Origin of the sequence: Proteus sp. G2673 (genome assembly GCF_009915125.1) — a bacterium.
Taxonomy (GTDB): domain Bacteria; phylum Pseudomonadota; class Gammaproteobacteria; order Enterobacterales; family Enterobacteriaceae; genus Proteus; species Proteus penneri.
The window spans coordinates 472,454-492,828 of record NZ_JAABLT010000024.1; the positions used below are offsets into that span (position 1 = coordinate 472,454).

At 38.5% G+C, this 20,375-nt stretch carries 20 protein-coding genes; 15 read left to right on the forward strand and 5 right to left on the reverse strand.

Features of this window, described 5'->3' with window-relative positions:
* Positions 1-76 precede the first annotated feature (76 nt).
* Both lpcA and GWI59_RS17085 read left to right on the forward strand, forming a co-directional pair.
* Positions 77-655 (forward strand): D-sedoheptulose 7-phosphate isomerase, encoded by a 579-nt coding sequence (lpcA, locus tag GWI59_RS17080; RefSeq protein ID WP_006534804.1) that lies wholly within the window; start codon positions 77-79, stop codon positions 653-655.
* 53 nt (positions 656-708) lie between these two features.
* A complete protein-coding gene (locus GWI59_RS17085; protein WP_109399037.1) occupies positions 709-1,476 on the forward strand; it encodes a class II glutamine amidotransferase in 768 nt (255 codons plus the stop codon).
* Here GWI59_RS17085 and GWI59_RS17090 read toward each other — a convergent pair.
* On the reverse strand, positions 1,447-2,214 hold the full coding sequence (locus GWI59_RS17090) for a L,D-transpeptidase family protein (RefSeq protein ID WP_161707126.1): 768 nt from the start codon (positions 2,212-2,214) through the stop codon (positions 1,447-1,449). The two genes, GWI59_RS17085 and GWI59_RS17090, sit on opposite strands and share 30 nt — an antisense overlap.
* A 415-nt stretch (positions 2,215-2,629) precedes the next feature.
* Here GWI59_RS17090 and GWI59_RS17095 point away from each other — a divergent pair, with 415 nt between their 5' ends.
* The 8 genes from GWI59_RS17095 (at position 2,630) to nqrM (ending at position 9,807) form a co-directional block, all read left to right on the forward strand.
* Positions 2,630-3,970: a Na(+)-translocating NADH-quinone reductase subunit A gene (locus tag GWI59_RS17095; RefSeq protein WP_109848508.1), complete on the forward strand. Its 1,341-nt coding sequence runs from the start codon at positions 2,630-2,632 to the stop codon at positions 3,968-3,970.
* A 3-nt stretch (positions 3,971-3,973) separates the two neighbouring features.
* The gene (locus GWI59_RS17100) at positions 3,974-5,212 is read left to right on the forward strand and encodes an NADH:ubiquinone reductase (Na(+)-transporting) subunit B (protein WP_072063526.1); all 1,239 of its coding nucleotides are present in this window, start codon (positions 3,974-3,976) and stop codon (positions 5,210-5,212) included.
* Entirely contained in the window at positions 5,205-5,990 is a 786-nt protein-coding gene (locus GWI59_RS17105) for a Na(+)-translocating NADH-quinone reductase subunit C (RefSeq protein WP_006534795.1), read from the forward strand. Before GWI59_RS17100 ends, GWI59_RS17105 begins: the two co-directional genes overlap by 8 nt.
* Positions 5,983-6,612: an NADH:ubiquinone reductase (Na(+)-transporting) subunit D gene (locus tag GWI59_RS17110; RefSeq protein ID WP_004244801.1), complete on the forward strand. Its 630-nt coding sequence runs from the start codon at positions 5,983-5,985 to the stop codon at positions 6,610-6,612. The genes GWI59_RS17105 and GWI59_RS17110 overlap by 8 nt, the downstream gene beginning before the upstream one ends.
* 5 nt (positions 6,613-6,617) lie before the next feature.
* Positions 6,618-7,214: an NADH:ubiquinone reductase (Na(+)-transporting) subunit E gene (gene nqrE, locus GWI59_RS17115; protein WP_006534792.1), complete on the forward strand. Its 597-nt coding sequence runs from the start codon at positions 6,618-6,620 to the stop codon at positions 7,212-7,214.
* 16 nt (positions 7,215-7,230) lie between these two features.
* On the forward strand, positions 7,231-8,457 hold the full coding sequence (nqrF, locus tag GWI59_RS17120; RefSeq protein ID WP_072063525.1) for an NADH:ubiquinone reductase (Na(+)-transporting) subunit F: 1,227 nt from the start codon (positions 7,231-7,233) through the stop codon (positions 8,455-8,457).
* Positions 8,458-8,537: 80 nt separating this feature from the next.
* On the forward strand, positions 8,538-9,560 hold the full coding sequence (locus GWI59_RS17125; protein ID WP_006534789.1) for an FAD:protein FMN transferase: 1,023 nt from the start codon (positions 8,538-8,540) through the stop codon (positions 9,558-9,560).
* A gap of 19 nt (positions 9,561-9,579) precedes the next feature.
* Positions 9,580-9,807 carry a (Na+)-NQR maturation NqrM gene (gene nqrM, locus GWI59_RS17130; protein ID WP_036932601.1) on the forward strand — a complete coding sequence of 76 codons (228 nt, stop codon included), beginning with the start codon at positions 9,580-9,582 and terminating at the stop codon, positions 9,805-9,807.
* Between the two features lie 151 nt (positions 9,808-9,958).
* Here nqrM and GWI59_RS17135 read toward each other — a convergent pair whose 3' ends face one another.
* Together GWI59_RS17135 and GWI59_RS17140 are read right to left on the reverse strand one after the other, a co-directional pair.
* Positions 9,959-10,171 (reverse strand): CsbD family protein, encoded by a 213-nt coding sequence (locus tag GWI59_RS17135; RefSeq protein WP_006534787.1) that lies wholly within the window; start codon positions 10,169-10,171, stop codon positions 9,959-9,961.
* A 92-nt stretch (positions 10,172-10,263) separates the two neighbouring features.
* The gene (locus GWI59_RS17140) at positions 10,264-11,136 is read right to left on the reverse strand and encodes a glycerophosphodiester phosphodiesterase family protein (protein WP_161706594.1); all 873 of its coding nucleotides are present in this window, start codon (positions 11,134-11,136) and stop codon (positions 10,264-10,266) included.
* Positions 11,137-11,369: 233 nt separating this feature from the next.
* Between GWI59_RS17140 and dinB the strand changes: the two genes are divergently transcribed.
* Positions 11,370-12,425 (forward strand): DNA polymerase IV, encoded by a 1,056-nt coding sequence (gene dinB / locus GWI59_RS17145; RefSeq protein WP_109848506.1) that lies wholly within the window; start codon positions 11,370-11,372, stop codon positions 12,423-12,425.
* Between the two features lie 89 nt (positions 12,426-12,514).
* Here the strand turns inward: dinB and GWI59_RS17150 are convergent, their stop codons facing one another.
* Together GWI59_RS17150 and pepD are read right to left on the reverse strand one after the other, a co-directional pair.
* Complete coding sequence (locus tag GWI59_RS17150) at positions 12,515-14,665, reverse strand: TonB-dependent siderophore receptor (protein ID WP_161725161.1); 2,151 nt, start codon at positions 14,663-14,665, stop codon at positions 12,515-12,517.
* A gap of 293 nt (positions 14,666-14,958) precedes the next feature.
* Positions 14,959-16,416 (reverse strand): beta-Ala-His dipeptidase, encoded by a 1,458-nt coding sequence (gene pepD, locus GWI59_RS17155; RefSeq protein WP_161725164.1) that lies wholly within the window; start codon positions 16,414-16,416, stop codon positions 14,959-14,961.
* A gap of 353 nt (positions 16,417-16,769) precedes the next feature.
* On the opposite strand from pepD, the gene gpt reads away from it, so the two are divergent.
* The 4 genes from gpt (at position 16,770) to proB (ending at position 20,374) form a co-directional block, all read left to right on the forward strand.
* Entirely contained in the window at positions 16,770-17,231 is a 462-nt protein-coding gene (gene gpt, locus GWI59_RS17160) for a xanthine phosphoribosyltransferase (protein WP_006534780.1), read from the forward strand.
* Positions 17,232-17,431: 200 nt separating this feature from the next.
* Complete coding sequence (gene frsA / locus GWI59_RS17165; RefSeq protein WP_109399028.1) at positions 17,432-18,682, forward strand: esterase FrsA; 1,251 nt, start codon at positions 17,432-17,434, stop codon at positions 18,680-18,682.
* A gap of 71 nt (positions 18,683-18,753) precedes the next feature.
* Entirely contained in the window at positions 18,754-19,155 is a 402-nt protein-coding gene (crl, locus tag GWI59_RS17170) for a sigma factor-binding protein Crl (RefSeq protein WP_006534776.1), read from the forward strand.
* 115 nt (positions 19,156-19,270) lie between these two features.
* Entirely contained in the window at positions 19,271-20,374 is a 1,104-nt protein-coding gene (gene proB, locus GWI59_RS17175) for a glutamate 5-kinase (protein ID WP_161671428.1), read from the forward strand.
* Position 20,375: the final 1 nt, after the last annotated feature.

Sequence of the window (20,375 nt, forward strand, 5' to 3'; positions counted from 1 at the left end):
ATCTTCTTTCATGACATTTAATCCGTTACACTGAGAAACAGAAAATTTCGATTACCCTTTCTGGAGTAAAAATCCTATGTACCAAGATCTTATCCGTGGTGAGTTAACAGAAGCAGCAGATACCCTTTCTCGCTTTCTTCAAGATGATGCAAACATTGAAGCTATTCAAAAAGCGGCTGTATTATTAGCAGATTCTTTTAAAGCTGGTGGCAAAGTATTATCTTGTGGTAATGGTGGTTCTCATTGTGACGCCATGCACTTTGCAGAAGAATTAACTGGACGTTACCGCGAAAATCGCCCTGGCTATCCTGCTATTGCTATCTCAGATGTAAGCCATATTTCATGTGTAAGTAATGATTTTGGCTATGAATATATCTTCTCTCGTTATGTTGAAGCTGTGGGTAAAGAAGGTGACGTTCTGCTAGGTATTTCAACCTCAGGTAATTCAGGCAATATCATCAAAGCAATTAGTGCTGCACGAGAAAAAGGCATGAAAGTCATTACTCTGACAGGTAAAGACGGTGGCAAAATGGACGGTACAGCGGATATTGAAATTCGCGTTCCTCATTTTGGTTATGCTGATCGCATTCAAGAAATCCATATCAAAGTTATCCATATTCTGATCCAATTAATTGAAAAAGAAATGGAAAAATAATTTGTTGATATTGCTATAAATTAGTAATAAACATCGGCAAGAAGGAGTGAGCGATGTGTGAATTGTTAGGCATGAGTGCAAATGTACCGACAGATATTAATTTCAGTCTAAGTGGGTTAATTCCAAGAGGGGGCAAAACCGGGCCTCATAAAGATGGTTGGGGAATTACTTTCTACGAAGGATTAGGATGCCGTACATTTAAAGATCCTCAAGCTAGCGCAATTTCGCCAGTCGCTCGCTTCGTGCAAGAATATCCAATTAAATCAGAGGCAGTGGTCGCTCATATTCGTCAAGCGAATCGAGGGAATGTCTCTTTAGAAAATACCCATCCTTTTACCCGTGAATTATGGGGAAAAAATTGGACTTATGCGCATAATGGTCAACTAAAAGGTTATCAATCTCTTGAAACAGGGCGCTTTAGAGCCATCGGTCAAACAGACAGTGAAAAAGCTTTTTGCTGGATCTTAAATCAGCTCGAGAATCGTTATAAACGAACCCCTGTGAATTGGCCTGCTGTATTTCGTTTTATTGCTGTTTTAGCCTCTCAATTAAAGCAAAAAGGGGTTTTTAATATGCTGTTGTCAGATGGCCGATTTGTAATGGCATATTGTTCAACGAATTTACACTGGATCACACGTAAAGCGCCTTTCGGCAAAGCCAAATTACTTGATCAAGATGTAGAAATCGATTTCCAGCAACACACACAATCCGATGATGTTGTTTCTGTTATTTCAACATTACCATTAACTGGAAATGAGTCTTGGCAGCGTATTCCTGCAGGTGAGTTTGTCTTATTTGATCGTGGTGTTCGTATTCTGTAACCATCTGTTTTCACTATTTTGCGATAAGTTAATTACAGGGGTTACACTATTAGGTGAAGCCAAAGTGCTATTAACGAAATAACGCCCATCTTGAACAGTAATAGATGGGATTTTTTTGTATGCTTCAACATATTGGTAGGCAGGCATAAGTTGTTGCCAAAAATCCATATCTTTTGAATACTGGTGTTTTTTCATATTTTCAGCAGTCATTTTAAATGGAAAAATATGAATGTTAATCGTAGATTGACCTCTTTGTAGCGCCAATTCAGCATACTGATAAATTTCATCCATCACAGGATCTGTCATTGCATAGCAACCTACTGATTTACATGCACCGTGGATCATTAAAAAATCGCCAGTGTATCCTTTTGATTTATCATATTGATTAGGAAATCCTAGGTTAATAGCTCGGTAAAATCGACTGTTCGGATTTAATTGTGAGAAATTAACCTGATAAAAGCCCTCAGGGCTTTTTAAATCACCTTGAAACTTTTTAGGTCCAAGACCTCCAGAATAGCTACAAATAGGGTAGGTACGTACTTTTTCTAATTGTCCATCTAATTTTTCCGTATACAGTTCAAGTAAACTTTCTTCTTTGAAAATCTGAATATAGATGGGCTGACCTGTACTTTTTTTAACAGGTTTCATTAGAAAACTTAAACTGTTATCGGCGTTAACTAATAAGGAAATTAACATTAATGTTAAAAAACTGATTAGTTGTTTTGCGTGACTGGTCATGGTTTTATCAGAAAAATAGCTTAAAATTTGTTGATAAAGTAGATCGTAGATTGCTATGAAGCAATAAATTTGTAAATTAAAATCTGATATAGTTTCTTTTCTTTTACAAAATATTCTGTATGAAATTTAATCGCTAGTCGAAAAAGATGATATTTTAATTCGGTTTATACGAGTTGTTAACGTTTCAGTCAAAATAATATTCCCATTTGCTTGAGCTAAATCACTCGAATAGTCAGACAGGTTCAGGCTGAGATGATAAAATTCAGTTCGGCGGAATAAGAGAAAATAGTAACAATTATCGGAGATAAATAACTTAGGGTTCAAAAACACCTTAAGATGTTTTTATTACAGAGTCGCTACATTTTCGGGGTGAATTTGTAGCTTAGGGTTTAACTGATAAACTTGTGCAAATCTTATGATTAAAATTAAAAAAGGACTCGACCTCCCAATTGCAGGAGCGCCTGCCCAAGTGATAGAAGACGGACCCGCGATTCGACGCGTAGCATTGCTAGGTGAAGAATATGTCGGTATGCGTCCTTCTATGATGGTTTCGGAAGGTGAGCATGTAAAAAAAGGGCAAATTCTTTTTGAAGATAAAAAGAATGCCGGTGTTGTTTTCACCAGCCCAGCTTGTGGTAAAGTCGTTGAAATTAACCGCGGCGAACGCCGTGTGTTCCAATCTATCGTTATCGAAATTGATGGCGATGAAGAAATCACCTTTAACCGTTATGATAGCTCAACGCTTTCAGACCTGACCCGCGAACAAGTCGAAACTAACCTTGTTAATTCGGGAATGTGGACTGCGTTAAGGACACGTCCTTATAGTCGTACTCCGCATTTAGGCACAACACCTGTCGCCATTTTTGTCTCTGCGATGGATACTAATCCACTAGCAGCCGATCCTATGGTTATTATAGAGCAAAATGAGAAGGCATTTAATGATGGCCTTGTTGTTTTAACTCGTTTAACCGAAGGTAAAGTCTATGTTTGTCATGGTGAAAAATCGCCGACAAAATTAAATGACGGACAAATTAGCTATAACCAATTTGCAGGCCCACATCCTGCAGGATTAGTCGGTACGCATATCCATTTCTTAGAACCTGTGAGTACTAAGAAAATGGTTTGGCATTTAAATTATCAAGATGTCATTGCTATTGGTTATCTGTTTACAACAGGTTCTTTATATACAGAACGTGTTGTTGCATTAGCCGGCCCTCAAGTAAAAGCACCTCGTTTAGTGCGTACTTATTTAGGGGCTGATCTCTATGAGTTAACGAAAGATCAATTAGTTGATGGTGAGAATCGCATTATTTCTGGCTCTGTATTATGGGGATGGAAATCTGATAAGGCTCATCACTATTTAGGTCGTTTCCATAACCAAGTTTCTGTATTGCGTGAAGGTCGTGATAAAGAGTTATTTGGTTGGGGTATGCCAGGTAGCGATAAATTTTCTATCACGCGTACAACTATCGGTCACTTCTTAAAAAATAAACGCTTTGCATTTACAACCACAATGAATGGTGGTGAACGTTCGATGGTACCAATTGGTAACTATGAGCGAGTGATGCCTTTAGACATTATGGCAACGCATTTATTACGTGATTTAATTGTAGGTGATACTGACAGTTCTCAAGCTTTAGGTTGTTTGGAATTGGATGAAGAAGATTTGGGATTATGTACTTATGTTTGCCCAAGCAAATATGAGTATGGCCCAGCACTGCGCCAAGTATTGACCAAAATTGAGCAGGAAGGGTAACTCATGGGTTTGAAAAATTTATTTGAAAAAGTAGAGCACCATTTTGAGCCCGGTGGCAAATTAGCAAAATGGTATGTGCTTTATGAAGCAGTTACCACGGTATTTTATACGCCAGGTACTGTCACGCGTAATGGTGGTCATGTTCGTGACACTATTGACCTAAAACGCATGATGATCTTAGTTTGGTTGTCCGTTTTCCCTGCAATGTTTTGGGGAATGTATAATGTCGGTCATCAAGCGATCCCTGCACTTAATCAGTTATATAGCGGTGCTGAATTACAGCAAATAATTGCTTCAGATTGGCACTATCGTCTTGCTGAATTCCTCGGCGCATCATTAACAACAGATGCTGGATGGGCAAGTAAGATGCTACTTGGTGCAACTTACTTTTTACCTATTTATCTTGTTGTTTTTGTGGTTGGTGGATTTTGGGAAGTTCTTTTTGCCTTTATTCGTGGTCATGAAATTAACGAAGGTTTCTTTGTTACATCAATCTTATTTGCCTTGATCGTACCGCCAACATTACCACTTTGGCAGGCTGCATTAGGTATTACGTTTGGTGTGGTTATTGCGAAAGAAATCTTTGGTGGTACAGGACGTAACTTCTTAAACCCAGCATTAGCAGGTCGTGCATTCCTGTTTTTTGCATATCCTGCTCAAATTTCAGGTGATCTAGTTTGGACTGCGGCAGATGGCTTCTCAGGTGCGACACCATTATCACAATGGTCTGTATCGGGTGAAAGTGCATTATTAAATACCGTCACTCAACAACCTATCTCTTGGATGGATGCTTTCCTTGGAAATATTCCAGGATCGATCGGTGAAGTTTCAACATTGATGATTTTAATCGGCGGTGCTGTCATTCTTTTTGCCCGAATTGCTTCATGGCGTATTGTTGCTGGGGTAATGGTGGGCATGATTGTAATGTCATACCTATTTAATTTTATCGGTTCAGATACCAATCCTCTCTTCTCAATGCCTTGGCACTGGCACTTAGTATTAGGTGGTTTTGCTTTCGGTATGATGTTTATGGCAACAGATCCAGTATCTGCATCGTTTACCGATAAAGGTAAATGGGCATACGGTATTTTGATTGGCGTAATGGCTGTGCTTATTCGTGTCGTCAATCCGGCTTACCCAGAAGGTATGATGCTGGCAATCTTATTCGCAAACTTATTTGCACCACTGTTCGATTACGTGGTTGTTCAGGCGAATATTAAGCGGAGAAAAGCTCGTGGCTAAAGAGAAAAACAAAGATAGCGTCGCAAGAACGTTCCTCGTTGTATTTATTCTATGTCTTGTGTGTTCTGTGGTAGTAGCAGGAGCTGCTGTTGGGCTTAAGTCTAAACAAGAAGAACAGAAACTTCTTGATAAACAACGTAATATTCTTGATGTTGCGGGTCTGCTTGTACCGAAAATGAGTGCGACAGATGTACTGAAAGTGTATGACACTCGAATTAAAGCAAAAATTGTTAATTTTCAGACAGGTGAGCTGACTGATAGTAAAGGCAATTTTGATTTAAATGCTGAATTACGTAGCGATGAAACATCTATTGCGTTATCGCCAGCTGAAGATATTGCTAAAATTCGTCGTCGTGCCAATACCGCTGAAGTTTACTTCGTTCTCGATGCTCAAGGTAAAACAACGGAAGTTGTGCTACCTGTATATGGTTCAGGTTTATGGTCTGTCATGTACGCTTTCGTAGCTGTAGATATTGATGGAGTAACAGCGAAAGGGATTACTTATTATTCACATGGTGAAACACCAGGGTTAGGCGGTGAAGTCGATAACCCACAGTGGAAAGCACAATGGAAAGGTAAGCGTTTACTGACTGAAGAAGGTATTCCCGCGATTAAGATTGTGCGTGGTGGCGCATCTGACAGTCCTTATGGTATTGATGGGCTTTCTGGAGCAACATTGACCTCAAATGGTATCCAGCATATGTTCGATTTCTGGTTAGGTGAAAAAGGTTTCGGCCCATTCCTGAAAAAAGTTCGTGAAGGAGAGATCAATGGCTGATACAAAAGAAATTAAACGAGTTTTACTTGGGCCATTGTTAGATAACAACCCGATTGCCTTACAGGTGTTAGGTGTGTGTTCTGCATTGGCGGTAACAACAAAACTTGAAACTGCATTAGTGATGACAATTGCGGTGACTTTAGTTACTGCATTTTCAAACTTTTTTATCTCACTAATCCGTAATTACATACCAAGTAGTGTTCGTATTATTGTTCAAATGGCGATTATTGCTTCATTAGTTATCGTTGTTGACCAAGTTTTACAAGCTTATGCCTATGAGATTTCTAAGCAACTCTCTGTTTTCGTTGGCCTTATCATTACTAACTGTATTGTAATGGGGCGTGCTGAAGCTTACGCAATGAAATCGCCTCCTATTGAAAGTTTTATGGATGGTATTGGTAACGGCTTAGGCTATGGCGTTATCTTGATCCTTGTTGGTTTTTTACGTGAGCTCTTTGGTTCAGGTAAATTATTCGGCATTACCGTGATGGAATCTATTCAGAATGGTGGCTGGTATCAGCCTAATGGTTTATTCCTGTTAGCTCCAAGTGCATTCTTTATCATTGGCTTGCTAATTTGGGGATTACGTACATTAAAACCTGCACAGGTTGAAGAGGACTAATCGCCATGGAACATTATATAAGCCTATTTGTTCGTGCTGTTTTTATTGAGAATATGGCGCTCGCATTCTTCTTAGGGATGTGTACATTTCTCGCTGTTTCTAAAAATGTAAAAACAGCTTTTGGATTAGGTATCGCTGTTACCGTTGTTCTAGGTCTTTCTGTACCGTTGAATAACTTGGTTTACAACTATGTGTTACGTGATAATGCATTAATGGAAGGTGTTGATTTAAGTTTCTTAAACTTTATCACTTTCATTGGTGTGATTGCAGCACTGGTACAAATCCTAGAAATGATTTTAGATCGTTATTTCCCAGCGCTGTATAACGCACTAGGGATCTTCTTGCCACTTATTACCGTTAACTGCGCCATCTTCGGTGGTGTGTCATTTATGGCACAACGTGACTATAACTTTAGCGAGTCTATTGTTTATGGTTTCGGTTCCGGAATTGGTTGGATGTTAGCCATCGTATTACTGGCTTCTATCCGTGAGAAAATGAAGTACGCGGATGTACCGGCAGGTATGAAAGGGTTAGGCGTTACTTTTGTCACCACAGGGTTGATGGCATTAGGTTTCATGTCCTTCTCTGGTGTTCAGCTATAAAGGGTGAGAAGAACTCATGGATATAATTATTCTAGGTGTCGTGATGTTTACCCTGATTGTATTGGTATTAACAGCGTTGATTTTGTTCGCAAAATCAAAACTGGTCAATACAGGGGATATTTCTGTTGAGGTCAATGGAGACCCAGACAAAAGTTTTAATGCACCAGCAGGTGATAAATTACTTAACGTATTATCAAATGAAGGTATTTTTATTTCATCAGCTTGCGGTGGTGGTGGCTCTTGTGGTCAGTGTCGCGTTAAAGTGCTGGAAGGTGGTGGTGATATTTTACCGACAGAACTTTCACATATTAACAAACGTGAAGCTAAAGAAGGTTGTCGTTTAGCGTGTCAGGTAAACGTAAAAAATAACCTGAAATTAGAATTACCAGAAGAAATCTTCGGTGTTAAAAAGTGGGAATGTGAAGTTATCTCAAATGATAATAAAGCCACTTTCATTAAAGAATTAGTGTTAAAAATCCCTGAAGGTGAGGTTGTACCTTTCCGTGCTGGTGGATTTATTCAAATCGAATGTCCTCCTCATACGGTACGTTATGAAGATTTTGATGTACCAGAAGAGTATCGTGAAGATTGGGATAAATTTAATTTGTTCCGTTATGTTTCTGAAGTAAAAGAAACCACAGTACGTGCTTATTCAATGGCAAACTACCCAGAAGAGCATGGCATTATCATGTTAAACGTGCGTATTGCAACACCTCCGCCACGTAATCCTGATGTGCCACCAGGAATTATGTCATCGTATATTTGGTCGTTAAAACCGGGTGATAAGGTGACAATTTCAGGGCCATTTGGTGAATTCTTCGCTAAAGAAACTGATGCAGAGATGATCTTTATTGGTGGTGGTGCAGGTATGGCACCAATGCGCTCACACATTTTTGATCAGTTAAAACGCTTACATTCTAAACGTAAAATCAGCTTCTGGTATGGTGCTCGTTCTGTGCGTGAAATGTTCTACACTGAAGACTTCGATATGCTTGCAAAAGAAAACGAAAACTTCACATGGCATGTCGCACTTTCAGACGCCTTACCTGAAGATAACTGGACGGGATATACTGGATTTATTCACAATGTGTTGTTTGAGAATTACCTCAAAAATCATCCAGCACCAGAAGATTGTGAATTCTATATGTGTGGACCGCCAGTGATGAACGCAGCTGTTATTAAAATGCTCAAAGATTTAGGCGTTGAAGATGAAAACATTATGCTGGATGACTTTGGCGGTTGATCCTAACCTCCGATCAAGCATAAATGAATGAAATGACAAGCGCCCACTTATGTGGGCGCTCATGATCAGAAGAGAGAGTTATGTTAAAAAGAAAGATGATAAATTGGATAGTGATGCTGTCCGCATTAGTTCTATTATCTGCATGTGGTGAAAAGCAGCAGGTATTAGAAGGCGAAACCATGGGAACTTATTACTCGATTAAATATGTTCCTGACAGTAACTCCCCTCCACAAAACGTCTTACAAACAGAAATTGATCGTATTCTTGAAGAAGTTAACGATCAAATGTCAACATATCGTCCTCATTCTGAATTGAGTCGTTTCAATCAAAGCCGTGAAATTAATACCCCATTTCCCGTTTCGCCTGCTACCGCTAAAGTTGTGAGTGAAGCCATTCGTATTAATAAAATGACTGATGGTGCTTTAGATGTGACTGTTGGGCCGTTAGTCAATTTATGGGGATTTGGCCCAGAGGGTCGATTTACTCACCAGCCTTCTGAAGATGAATTATCAAAGCGTAAGCAGTGGATTGGCATTGATTACTTATCTGTTGAAGGAAATACACTGATCAAGAAGATCCCTGAGCTTTATGTCGATCTCTCTTCTATTGCTAAAGGATATGGTGTTGATGCTGTTGCTGAGTATTTAATATCACAGAATATCACTAACTATATGGTTGATATTGGTGGTGAAGTAAGAACACAAGGTGTAAATGGTAATGACAAGCCTTGGCGTATAGCGATTGAGAAACCAGCTAATGATGGTACAAAACAGAGTGTTCAGTTAATTATTGAACCGGGTGATAATTCAATTGCAACCTCTGGTGATTACCGTAACTATTTTGAAGAAAACGGTATCCGTTATTCCCATACTATTGACCCAACCACAGGCCATCCTATTAAACATAATCTTGTTTCTATCACTGTGATTGTACCAACTTGTATGAGTGCTGATGGTCTTTCGACAGGATTGAATGTGTTAGGACCTGAAAAAGGGTTAGAAGTAGCAAATAAACTAAATATTCCTGTCTTTATGATAGTGAAAACTGAAAATGGGTTTGAAGAGCGTTATAGTAAAGCATTCGCCCCATTCTTAAAAAAATAGAATTTAAGGAGAGAAGGTTATGTTAAAAATATTTCTTTTTGCCTTCATCTTATTCTTGATTGCCTTCTTTGGAATGGCGTTAGGATATATTGTAAAGCGTAAAAGCCTTCAAGGCAGTTGCGGTGGTTTAGGGGCTATGGGTATAGAAAAAGAGTGTGATTGCCCTGAACCTTGTGATGCACGTAAAAAACGTATGGCAAAAGAGTCTGCACGAGAAGAGTTACTGAAAAAGAATCGAATTCTTTAATAATAAAAAATATATTTAGATAAAAAAAGAGTGATGAGATTTATATCTATCACTCTTTTTTATTTCACTCATTCTGTAAATACGAAAACGCTAAAAGGTTTTTAATAAAATAGAAGTAGGATAATAAAAAGCAACACCTATTAATAAAGGTTTACTTCCATGGATAAGGGTTTTGCCCCTCCCATTCTAAAACTTCTTTTTTGGCTTCTTCGTAGGTATAGCCATAATGTTCTTGAAGTTTACCAATCAATTGCTCTCTAGTGCCTTCGATAACATCAAGTTCATCATGCGTGATTTTTCCCCACTTTTCTTTTACTTTTCCTTTGAATAAATTCCAGTCACCAGAGATTTTATTGTTTAACATTTTATTCCTCCTTACTTATTTCTATCGGATGATATTATTAAATGTAGAAGAGAATAACGTGAAGATAAAAGTGTAAACCTAAATAGGATTATTTATCCTTTTCTAAATATTTTCATTTTTGCTGGAGAGTCGACCATAACAGCATCAGCACCTAATTCTGTGGCTTGAGTATAATCTTTCTCTGTATTGATCCCGAAAAGAACAATATGAGCATTGCCACCAGCACGAAAACAAGACATGGCATCCTTATCCCAACTCAGAATAGATTTTGAGCGAGCTTCACCTAGTGTGTACTTCTCAACGACCTCTACTTTGCGGTGAAGCTCAAGTCCATACCAACGAGTAATATCTAAATTTTCAGGTAGCAGGCAAACATGGCTCATTGTGATATTGGCTAAAATATCACGAGTAATATCACGACTTTCAAAACGCTCTACATTAGTCGGGAGTGCTTCAAGAAAGGCGGTATTAGTAGAATAAACACGGGTTCTATCAAGTGCATTATGTTTACTGAGAACTGTAGCTAACGCTTCACCTTGAATAACGGGATCAGCATCTGGTGATTTTAAATCAAGATAAAACTGTGTTGTGGGGAATTGAGTTAAGATCTCATCCAATGTCGGAATAGTGACACCTTTATTTCGATAAGGAAATTGTTGTGCTTCACCAAATTTATAGCCCGCATCCCATTGTTTAAGCTGTTGTGCAGTAAAGTCAGAAATACTACCTTGCCCATTTGTTAAGCTTTTTAAGTCGTTAGGGCGGTAAAGAACAGGAATATTATCTTTCGATAATTGAATAGTGATCCAAATTGCATCAGCTTGATTAGAGAGTGCTGTTTTTATAGCAATTTCAGTATTTTCTGGGGCATCAGCTGTGCCACCACGATGTGCGATAATTTTAGGAGATGCCATAAGAATTACAGAATAACAAAAGAGAGAAATAGCGATGAATAATTTGATCATGAAAAATTATTTCCTTGTTTTATATATAGTTACAAAACAATATTTAAAATTAATGTAATTAGTCAACGAGCAAAAACAATTTATCACCACTTTGTGACAATTCTATAAATAAACAGACTAATTCAGATTTTTATGAGAATTACACCTCAATAGAGGGAGATGAGAAGGAATAAAAATTGTAGTTAATATTTATTTACTGTATATTTAAACAGTAAATAAGGTGAGGTTATTGTATGCGTAAAATTATTCATGTTGATATGGATTGTTTTTATGCTGCGATTGAAATGCGAGATAATCCAGCACTAAAAGAGATCCCCATTGCAGTTGGAGGTAATGCTTCTAGCCGAGGAGTGATCTGTACGGCGAATTATCCTGCCCGTCGTTTTGGTGTCCGTAGTGCTATGTCAACGGCAACAGCCTTGAAGTTATGTCCCCAATTAAAAGTTTTACCTGGTAGAATGGCTCTCTATAAAGAGACATCAGCAAAGATCCGCCAAATTTTTTCTCGTTATACTCATCTTATTGAACCTCTTTCACTCGATGAAGCTTATCTTGATGTCTCTGACAGTAAGCATTGTTACGGTTCGGCAACATTGATAGCTCAAGAGATTCGCCAACAAATTTTTGATGAGTTAAATCTCACTGCATCCGCAGGCATTGCACCAATTAAATTTCTGGCGAAAATTGCTTCTGATATTAATAAGCCTAACGGGCAATTTGTTATTACTCCTGAGCAAGTTGATGATTTCATTATGAAATTACCGCTTAATAAAATACCAGGTGTAGGTAAGGTAACATTTGCTCGCTTGCAAGAAATGGGGCTAGAAACTTGTGCTGATATTCGCCGTACCGATGTTATTTCTTTGGTAAAAGCATTGGGGAAATTTGGTCAAAATTTATGGGAGCGCAGTCATGGTATCGATGAGCGTGAAATAACCCCTGATAGACTTAGAAAATCAGTGGGAGTTGAACGTACTTTTGCTTCAGATATTAATTCTTGGGATGATTGCTTGGCATTACTCGATGGATTATATAGTGAATTAGAAAGGCGACTGACAAAAGTGAAACCTGATTTAAGGATAGCAAGACAAGGCGTTAAACTAAAATTTGATGATTTTCAATTAACGACACAAGAACATACTCATCCTATTTTAGAAAAAGCTGATTTAATAAATATTGCCTACCAAGCATGGCATGAACGCCGAAATGGTCGAGGTGTGCGATTAATCGGATTTCATGTCACTTTGCAAGATCCACAACTAGAACGACAACTTCTTTTAGCATTATAAGAATAAAAAAACCATAGCCGATCAATAGATAGGCTATGGGTAACGCAATTAATTTATGTGGTTAATCTATGTAGTTAATCTATATAGTATTACCAGCGATAATTCATTGTTGCTGTCATTGTTCTGCCGATCCCATAAAAACATGCGGTATCACCAGCACAAGATGCAACATAATGTTTGTTCGCAATGTTATTCATATTAAGCTGAATTTCAGCCCCTTTTAAAGAAGGTGATAACTCACCTAATGAATAACCTATCATCGCATCATATAAGGTTACCGCAGGGACACTGATTGTATTTTTGGTATCACCTTGAGATACACCTACATATCTCACACCAAAGCCTGCTTTAGCTCCATTAAATAGCCCAGAGATTTCATCATATTGACCCCAGAATGATGCCATATGCTTAGGAACTCTAGGTAACTCTTTTCCTTGTGTTCCTGCAATAATGGTTTTTCTGACCTCTGTATCGGTATAAGCATAGCTACTAATGAAGGAAATATTTTCAGTTAGTTGGCTATTAATTTGTGCTTCGACACCACGACTTCTAATTTCACCCACGGGTTCAAAATACGCTTTTTCAGCATTATAGTTGGTAACATTGCGTTGTTGTAATTGATAAACAGAGAGTGTTGCCAATGTTTGTTCATTAGGTGTGAGGTATTTAATTCCTGCTTCTAATTGACGACCTTCGCTAGGCTCAAAAGGGGCACTTCCTGGTGCTCGGCGAGTTTGTAAATTAGGCTCAAAAGAGGTGCTGTAACTTATATAAGGTGAAATACCATTATCAAAAGCATATAAAATACCAGCACGACCCGTTAGTTTACTATCATCTTGTTGATCATATGTGGCTGCTAAGAAATCATGAGTTCGTACTTGCGCCCAGTCTTGGCGTAAACCGGTAAGTAATATCCAATTTTTCCATTGGATCTGATCTTGTAAATATAATCCGATTTGATCGCGTTTTTGCAACTGATCTGTTGCAGGTTTCTGTAAGTTCATATTAATCGGATAATTATAATTAGGATCACGCCAATCCAGATCGTACTCTGAGCCTGTAGCCCTGCGTAAATTATCTTGATCTTTACTCCACTGATAATCAATACCTGCAATCACCGTATGATTAAGTTTTGCCGTAGTAAAGTCGGCTTGTAAGCGAGTATCTATTCCTAAAGTATCTGTTTCTCGTTGCTCTTGTTGCGCTCGGCGCTCAAGGACATAAGGGTTATCTTTTTTTAAAGATCCAAATACAAGATATTTATATTTCTGATTAATATGGCTATATCGTGCATTTTGTACAATTTTTAGTGAGTCACTAAATTCATGTTCAAATTCATAGCCTACGCCATATTGTTGACGCCACGATTGGTGGTAATCAGGGTTGTTTACGTCGAAATCAAAAGGAATAGTACCCTCAGGTGTTTTTTTCACCGTACCATAAGCGGGTAAAAAGTTACGATAACCCGCTTCAGGCTCTTGCTGAATAAAGCTTAATAACGTTAAACGTGTTTGTTCATTAGGTAAAAAAGTAATAGCAGGAGCGAGGGCAAAACGCTCTTCTTTATAGTTTTTTATTTGAGTGTGCTGTGTTTTGGCAATACCATTTAGACGATAAAGAACACGATTGTCATCACTTAATGCACCTGAAAAATCAAAAGCCGTTTCTGCCAATTTATCATTACCAGCTCGTATTTGAATGTGGCGAATAGGGGATGCAGTTGGTCTTTTACTTGTCATTGCAACGAGGCCGCCTGGGTTTACTTGGCCATAAAGAACAGATGCTGGCCCTCTAACAACTTCAACGCGCTCTAATAACCATGGGTCAAGTGCTCCTGTTGATGATGATGCTCCCATTCCATAGCTTAGGCCGTCAAGAAAACGTGGTGCATAACTGTATCCACGAATAAAAACCTCGTCATTACGATTAGAACTCCCTCGATATTCGGTGAAAACGCCGGGTGTATAACGTAGCGCTTGAGAAACTGAACTGACATCTTGAGCGTCCATTTGGTCACGTGTGATCACGCTAATGGATTGCGGTGTTTTTTCAATTTCAGTTGGTGTTTTATTTGTTGATAGTGTTTTTGTGGCAATAAAGCCTGAAACAGGAGATTGTGGGTCCTGTGATGGAGCGGAGGTGACAATTATCTTTTGATTAACTGCCGCATGAATTTGAACAGAGAGTAAACTTAAAGGTAAGGCGAGAATGACGCTAGCAACGCAATTTTTGTTAGACACAATAGGACCCTTTGGATTTTTATTTTTTAACTTTAAATGCGGAAGGCATGAAAATACCACTCAATAAACATTAATGCTAATGATAATAATTAGCATTCTATAAATTATCTTTATTAAGATTATTTCTTTATTCCAAAATTGAATAAGTTGGATTGGTATTTGTTCTATAAGGAATAAATTATGATACTTAAGGAAAATAGAGTGTGTAGAGGGATAAATTATTTCTTTATGGTAGCGTTAGTAACAAAAAACCCGCCAATTAAGCGGGTTTCATTATGATATTTAAAGCAAGATTATTTAGCAGGGATCGCTTTTAAAATTGCTGTTAATAACTGCCAGTATTGACCAACGCTTTTAATGTGAACGCGTTCGTCTGGTGAGTGAGCACCACGGATTGTTGGTCCAATAGAAACCATATCCATATCTGGGTAAGGTTTTTTGAATAGACCACACTCAAGGCCTGCGTGGATTACCATGATGTTTGGCACTTTATCAAACAGTTGCTGATAGGTATCACGAACTAAATGCATAACAGGTGAGTCAGCATCAGGTTTCCAACCAGGGTAACCGCCTTTTGTTTCGATATCAGCTTTAGCTAGTTTTGCTAATGCAGTCAGCATGCTGACAACATAGGTTTTTCCGCTATCAATCAGAGAACGGATTAAGCAAAGTATTTCTACTTTATCGTCAACAATGCTAACAACACCAACGTTTAATGATGTTTCAACAACACCGTCAACATCATCACTCATACGAATAACACCATTTGGCATTGCATTAAGTAGGTTGATCAATCGTTCTTGGCAGTCAGCTGTGAAAACTTTTTTATCTGTTGTTGTATCAATTAACTCAATTTTCAGATTTTTTTCAGCGATAGCTAATTCTGTTTTTAACAGAGCTTCAAATTTCGCTTTTACTGTTTCTAGTTGGCTTGCTTTATCTGCTGGAATTGCAAATACGATATTTGCTTCACGAGGAATAGCATTACGCAGTGTACCACCGTGGAAATCAATTAATTTCAGTGATAATTCTTCTGCGTGACCTGCTAAGAAACGTGCTAATAATTTATTGGCGTTACCTAAACCTAAATGGATATCACCACCAGAGTGACCACCATTTAATCCTTTCAGAACCAGTTGTTTAACAACGTGGCCAGCTGGAATTGTATCGTAAGAAAGGTTTACCGTGGTTTTAACATCAATACCACCCGCACAACCCATGTAGATTTCGCCTTCTTCTTCAGAGTCTGTGTTGATAAGAATATCAGCTTGTAACCAACCTGGTTGTAAACCAAATGCACCGTCCATGCCTGTTTCTTCAGTCATAGTTAGTAGCACTTCTAATGGGCCGTGCTTAACAGTGTCATCAGCTAAAACTGCTAATGCAGATGCCATACCTACGCCATTATCAGCACCTAATGTGGTGCCTTTAGCTTTGATCCATTCGCCATCAATGTAAGGTTGAATTGGATCTTTAGTGAAGTCGTGAACAGTGTCGTTGTTTTTTTGTGGCACCATATCTAAGTGTGCTTGTAAAACAACGGCTTTACGATCTTCCATACCTTTGGTGGCTGGTTTACGAATTAAAATATTGCCAACTGCATCGCGCTCTGCAAAAAGTCCTTTTTCACTTGCCCAAGAAAGAATATGGGTAGCTAAGGCTTCTTCATGATGTGATGGATGTGGAATCGAACAAATTTTTGCAAAAATATCCCATAGTGGTTGTGGGGATAGAGTAGATAGTTCAGACACGATGGATCTCCTCTAACAGCATCTGTGTTATTGATAGCCTACCGCTTTTTTAAGGGTTAGCTTTATTATTCTGAGCGTTATACGCCAATATAGTTGAGAATATCACTTTCTTCTGATGAATGCGTCATTCTATTCACATCTCTATCTAAGAAATTAAGTCCCCATTTTGCATTCATTTTTTATATGGTTTGTTTTTTAATCAGAAAAAGGCATTACAGAAAAAAATAAGGATAATCTCACCTGTTTTCACGTTTTCTCTGGTTTTTAGGCGCTCAAATCACTATAATCTCGCGCAACCTTTTTTTCCGCAAAAAAGCTTCTCTCGAAATTCAAGTAGCTAGGATCACAATATTATGAGCGAAAAATATGTTGTAACGTGGGATATGTTGCAAATACATGCCCGTCAATTGGCGCAACGTTTATTACCAGTCGAACAGTGGACAGGCATTATTGCTGTCAGCCGTGGGGGATTAGTCCCTGCTGCATTACTTGCTCGTGAATTAGGTATCCGTCATGTGGATACAGTTTGCATTTCTAGCTATGACCATGATCATCAGCGTGACCTCAAAATCTTAAAAAAAGCAGAAGGTGATGGTGAAGGCTTTATCGTTGTTGACGATTTAGTCGATACTGGTGGTACTGCTAAAGTTATCCGCGAAATGTATCCAAAAGCCCATTTTGTGACTATCTTCGCAAAACCAGAAGGGCGCCCATTAGTGGATGATTTCGTGGTTGATATTCCACAAAATACTTGGATTGAACAGCCTTGGGATATGGGGGTCGCCTTTATTCCGCCAGTTTGCGATCAAAAATAATTTGATAACATTTATTTGGCTGTTTTAATTGAGATCCTCGCCTTGGCGGGGATTTTTGTTTTTATGCATTTATTCTTCCTTTGTGTTATATCTTCGTGCTATCACTTGTGGTGATACACACTGTTCATGTTGATTTCATGCTATGATAAAGCCAGACTTTTAGCCCCTTTTATTCGATATCGACTGATTTGAAGAGTGATATGGCAAATAATACAAACCTTTCTGAAACGCTATTTAAACCTAGAGCAAAGCACGCTGAAACTTCAACACTAATTCAGTACACTCATCCAAAATCAAATATCAATACCTATACTGTGCTTAATGGTACAAGTCAGCAAAATTGGTATCGTACTATTCAACGTTTACTGTGGATTTGGCGTGGAATTTCTCCTATTGAAATAGAAGAAGTGTTAAGTCGAATTGCTGTACATGATGCCCCTCGTAGTGATGATAAATTTATTGATACTGTTGTGGGTTACCGCAAAGGTGGCTGGTCATATGAATGGTCACATCAAGCGATGATTTGGCAACAAAAAGCATTGAGAAAAGAGTCAGGAGATGCGGCCGCTGATTGTTGGTTGCGGGCTGCACATCTGTATAGTATTGCTGCGTATCCTTTTATTAATGGTGATTTTTTAGCAGATCAAGCCGTTACTTTGTCGATGAAAGCATTTGAGAATGCGACAAAATTTTCATCCTTTGAGGTGAAAAAACTTACATTTAAATTAGAGGGGAAAGGGTCGACAACGGGTTTTCTGCATTTACCTAAAGATTGTAGAGGTCCATATCCTACAGTATTATTTTGTGGTGGGTTAGATGGTCTTCAAAGCGATTATGTCAGCTTCTTCCGTGATTACCTTTCCTCTAAAGGTATTGCAATGTTAACACTGGATATGCCTGGAATTGGTTATTCAGTAAAACAAAAACTAACGGAAGATACATGCCAATTACAAGGTGAGGTTCTGAAACAACTTTCTGAAGTGCCTTGGATTGATCATACTCGCGTTGGTGTGATGGGCTTTCGCTTTGGCGGTAATATTGCTGTGCGATTGGCTTATATCTACCCAAAATTAATTAAAGGTGTTGTTGCTTTAGGTCCTTTGATCCATGCTTTCTTTACCCAAGCTGAATTGCAGAAAAAGATCCCTGTGATGTATCTTGATGTATTAGCAAGTCGCTTGGGGTTATGGAATATTGATGAGAATAATCTTCGATTATCGTTGAGCAGTTACTCCCTGAAAAACCAAGGCTTGATTGGGCGACGCATGCCCGTTCCTATGATGGGCGTTTACTGGAAAGGGGATGAAATGAGTCCTAAAGAGGACTCTCAGTTAATTGCTCGCTCCTCTATGGATGGTGATATTCTTGCTATCAATGAAAAACCGCTTTATGAAGGTTTAGAGCTAGCGTTACAAAAAAGTGCTGATTGGATCTATGACAAATTAATATAATTAATTATGAACAATAACTTGCTAATTACATTAGATTATATAACAGTAGAGTTTCTAAGGAGACTGAATTTATGACTTCATCTTTGAACCCTACCCGAGGTAAGTTATTAAAGCGTTTTGCTCAAATCGGTCCTTATATCCGAGAGCATCAATGCCAAGAGAACCAGTTCTTTTTTGACTGTTTAGCTGTTTGTGTAAATAAGAAAATCGTACCAGAAAAACGTGAGTTTTGGGGCTGGTGGATGGAATTAGAACGCAACAATGAACAGCTCATTTATCATTATCAGATTGGGCTATTCGATAAAAATGGTGATTGGATACATCAGAATATAAGTAAAAATGATGTTGTTGAATCAATCAATGAAACACTGATCCGTTTTCATCAATTTCTTAAAACGGCAGCGAGTGAATTAGATATGACACTTATGCCAGATGAAAAAATGAACAATTTTCCGCTCCCCATCCAGCCCTAATTTTGTGTTAGGGCAACTTTTCATAGATTTTGCGTTATGTCGGTTGGCATAACGCTTCTCTCCTGATAAAACTGTGTATTATCTTTTTAAATAATCAACAAGAATGGTAAATGTTATGAGTAGCAGCCAAACACTGGTTGTTAAATTAGGGACAAGTGTACTAACTGGTGGTTCACGACGTCTGGATCAGTCTCATATTGTTGAGCTGGTTCGCCAATGCGCTAAACAACACGAAAAAGGTCACCGGATTATTATTGTTACTTCTGGTGCAATTGCAGCAGGGCGTGAGTATTTGAATTATCCTGATTTGCCGGCAACTATTGCTTCAAAACAGTTGTTGGCCGCTGTAGGGCAAAGTGCCTTAATTCAAGTATGGAAACAGTTATTTGCTATTTATGGTATTCATATTGGTCAAATGCTATTAACGCGTGCTGATATTGAAGATAGAGAACGTTTCCTAAATGCGCGTGATACATTACATGCACTGTTAGATAACCATATTATCCCTGTTATCAATGAAAATGATGCTGTTGCTACCGCGGAAATTAAAGTGGGTGATAACGATAATTTATCAGCATTAGCTGCTATTTTAGGTGGTGCAGATAAACTGTTATTACTAACCGATATTGAAGGGCTTTATACAGCTGATCCGCGTAGTAATCCAGATGCTAAATTGATCCCCGAAGTTTTTGATATCAACGATAAATTACGCCAAATGGCTGGTGATAGCGTATCCGGCTTAGGTACGGGGGGCATGGCAACAAAACTGCAAGCAGCAACTGTTGCAGGGCGCGCGGGTATTGATGTTGTCATTGCAGCCGGTGTACAACCTGAAGTTATTGCTAAAGTTATCGATAATGAACCTGTTGGAACATTATTCCATGGCTTAAAAAGCCCATTAGAAGCGCGTAAACGGTGGATCTTTGGCGCGCCAATTGCTGGTGTGATTGTGGTTGATGAAGGAGCTGAAAAAGCAATTAAAGAAAAAGGTAGCTCCCTTTTACCAAAAGGTATCAAAGAAATTAAAGGCGATTTCTCTCGTGGGTGTGTTATCCGCGTTCAAAGTTTACAAGGTAAAGATCTTGCTCATGGTGTTGCCCATTATAATAGTGATGCACTGCGTTTAATAGCAGGACACCATTCACAAGAAATTAGTCAAATTTTAGGTTACGAGTATGGCAGTGTTGCTGTGCATCGTGACGATATGATTGTTAGCTAAG

Bases quoted from the DNA above. Each gene is read 5' to 3' on its own strand.
- lpcA (WP_006534804.1), top strand. From the start codon at position 77: ATGTACCAAGATCTTATCCGTGGTGAGTTAACAGAAGCAGCAGATACC.
- GWI59_RS17085 (WP_109399037.1), top strand. From the start codon at position 709: ATGTGTGAATTGTTAGGCATGAGTGCAAATGTACCGACAGATATTAAT.
- GWI59_RS17090 (WP_161707126.1), bottom strand. From the start codon at position 2,214: ATGACCAGTCACGCAAAACAACTAATCAGTTTTTTAACATTAATGTTA.
- GWI59_RS17095 (WP_109848508.1), top strand. From the start codon at position 2,630: ATGATTAAAATTAAAAAAGGACTCGACCTCCCAATTGCAGGAGCGCCT.
- GWI59_RS17100 (WP_072063526.1), top strand. From the start codon at position 3,974: ATGGGTTTGAAAAATTTATTTGAAAAAGTAGAGCACCATTTTGAGCCC.
- GWI59_RS17110 (WP_004244801.1), top strand. From the start codon at position 5,983: ATGGCTGATACAAAAGAAATTAAACGAGTTTTACTTGGGCCATTGTTA.
- nqrE (WP_006534792.1), top strand. From the start codon at position 6,618: ATGGAACATTATATAAGCCTATTTGTTCGTGCTGTTTTTATTGAGAAT.
- nqrF (WP_072063525.1), top strand. From the start codon at position 7,231: ATGGATATAATTATTCTAGGTGTCGTGATGTTTACCCTGATTGTATTG.
- GWI59_RS17125 (WP_006534789.1), top strand. From the start codon at position 8,538: ATGTTAAAAAGAAAGATGATAAATTGGATAGTGATGCTGTCCGCATTA.
- nqrM (WP_036932601.1), top strand. From the start codon at position 9,580: ATGTTAAAAATATTTCTTTTTGCCTTCATCTTATTCTTGATTGCCTTC.
- GWI59_RS17135 (WP_006534787.1), bottom strand. From the start codon at position 10,171: ATGTTAAACAATAAAATCTCTGGTGACTGGAATTTATTCAAAGGAAAA.
- GWI59_RS17140 (WP_161706594.1), bottom strand. From the start codon at position 11,136: ATGATCAAATTATTCATCGCTATTTCTCTCTTTTGTTATTCTGTAATT.
- dinB (WP_109848506.1), top strand. From the start codon at position 11,370: ATGCGTAAAATTATTCATGTTGATATGGATTGTTTTTATGCTGCGATT.
- gpt (WP_006534780.1), top strand. From the start codon at position 16,770: ATGAGCGAAAAATATGTTGTAACGTGGGATATGTTGCAAATACATGCC.
- frsA (WP_109399028.1), top strand. From the start codon at position 17,432: ATGGCAAATAATACAAACCTTTCTGAAACGCTATTTAAACCTAGAGCA.
- crl (WP_006534776.1), top strand. From the start codon at position 18,754: ATGACTTCATCTTTGAACCCTACCCGAGGTAAGTTATTAAAGCGTTTT.
- proB (WP_161671428.1), top strand. From the start codon at position 19,271: ATGAGTAGCAGCCAAACACTGGTTGTTAAATTAGGGACAAGTGTACTA.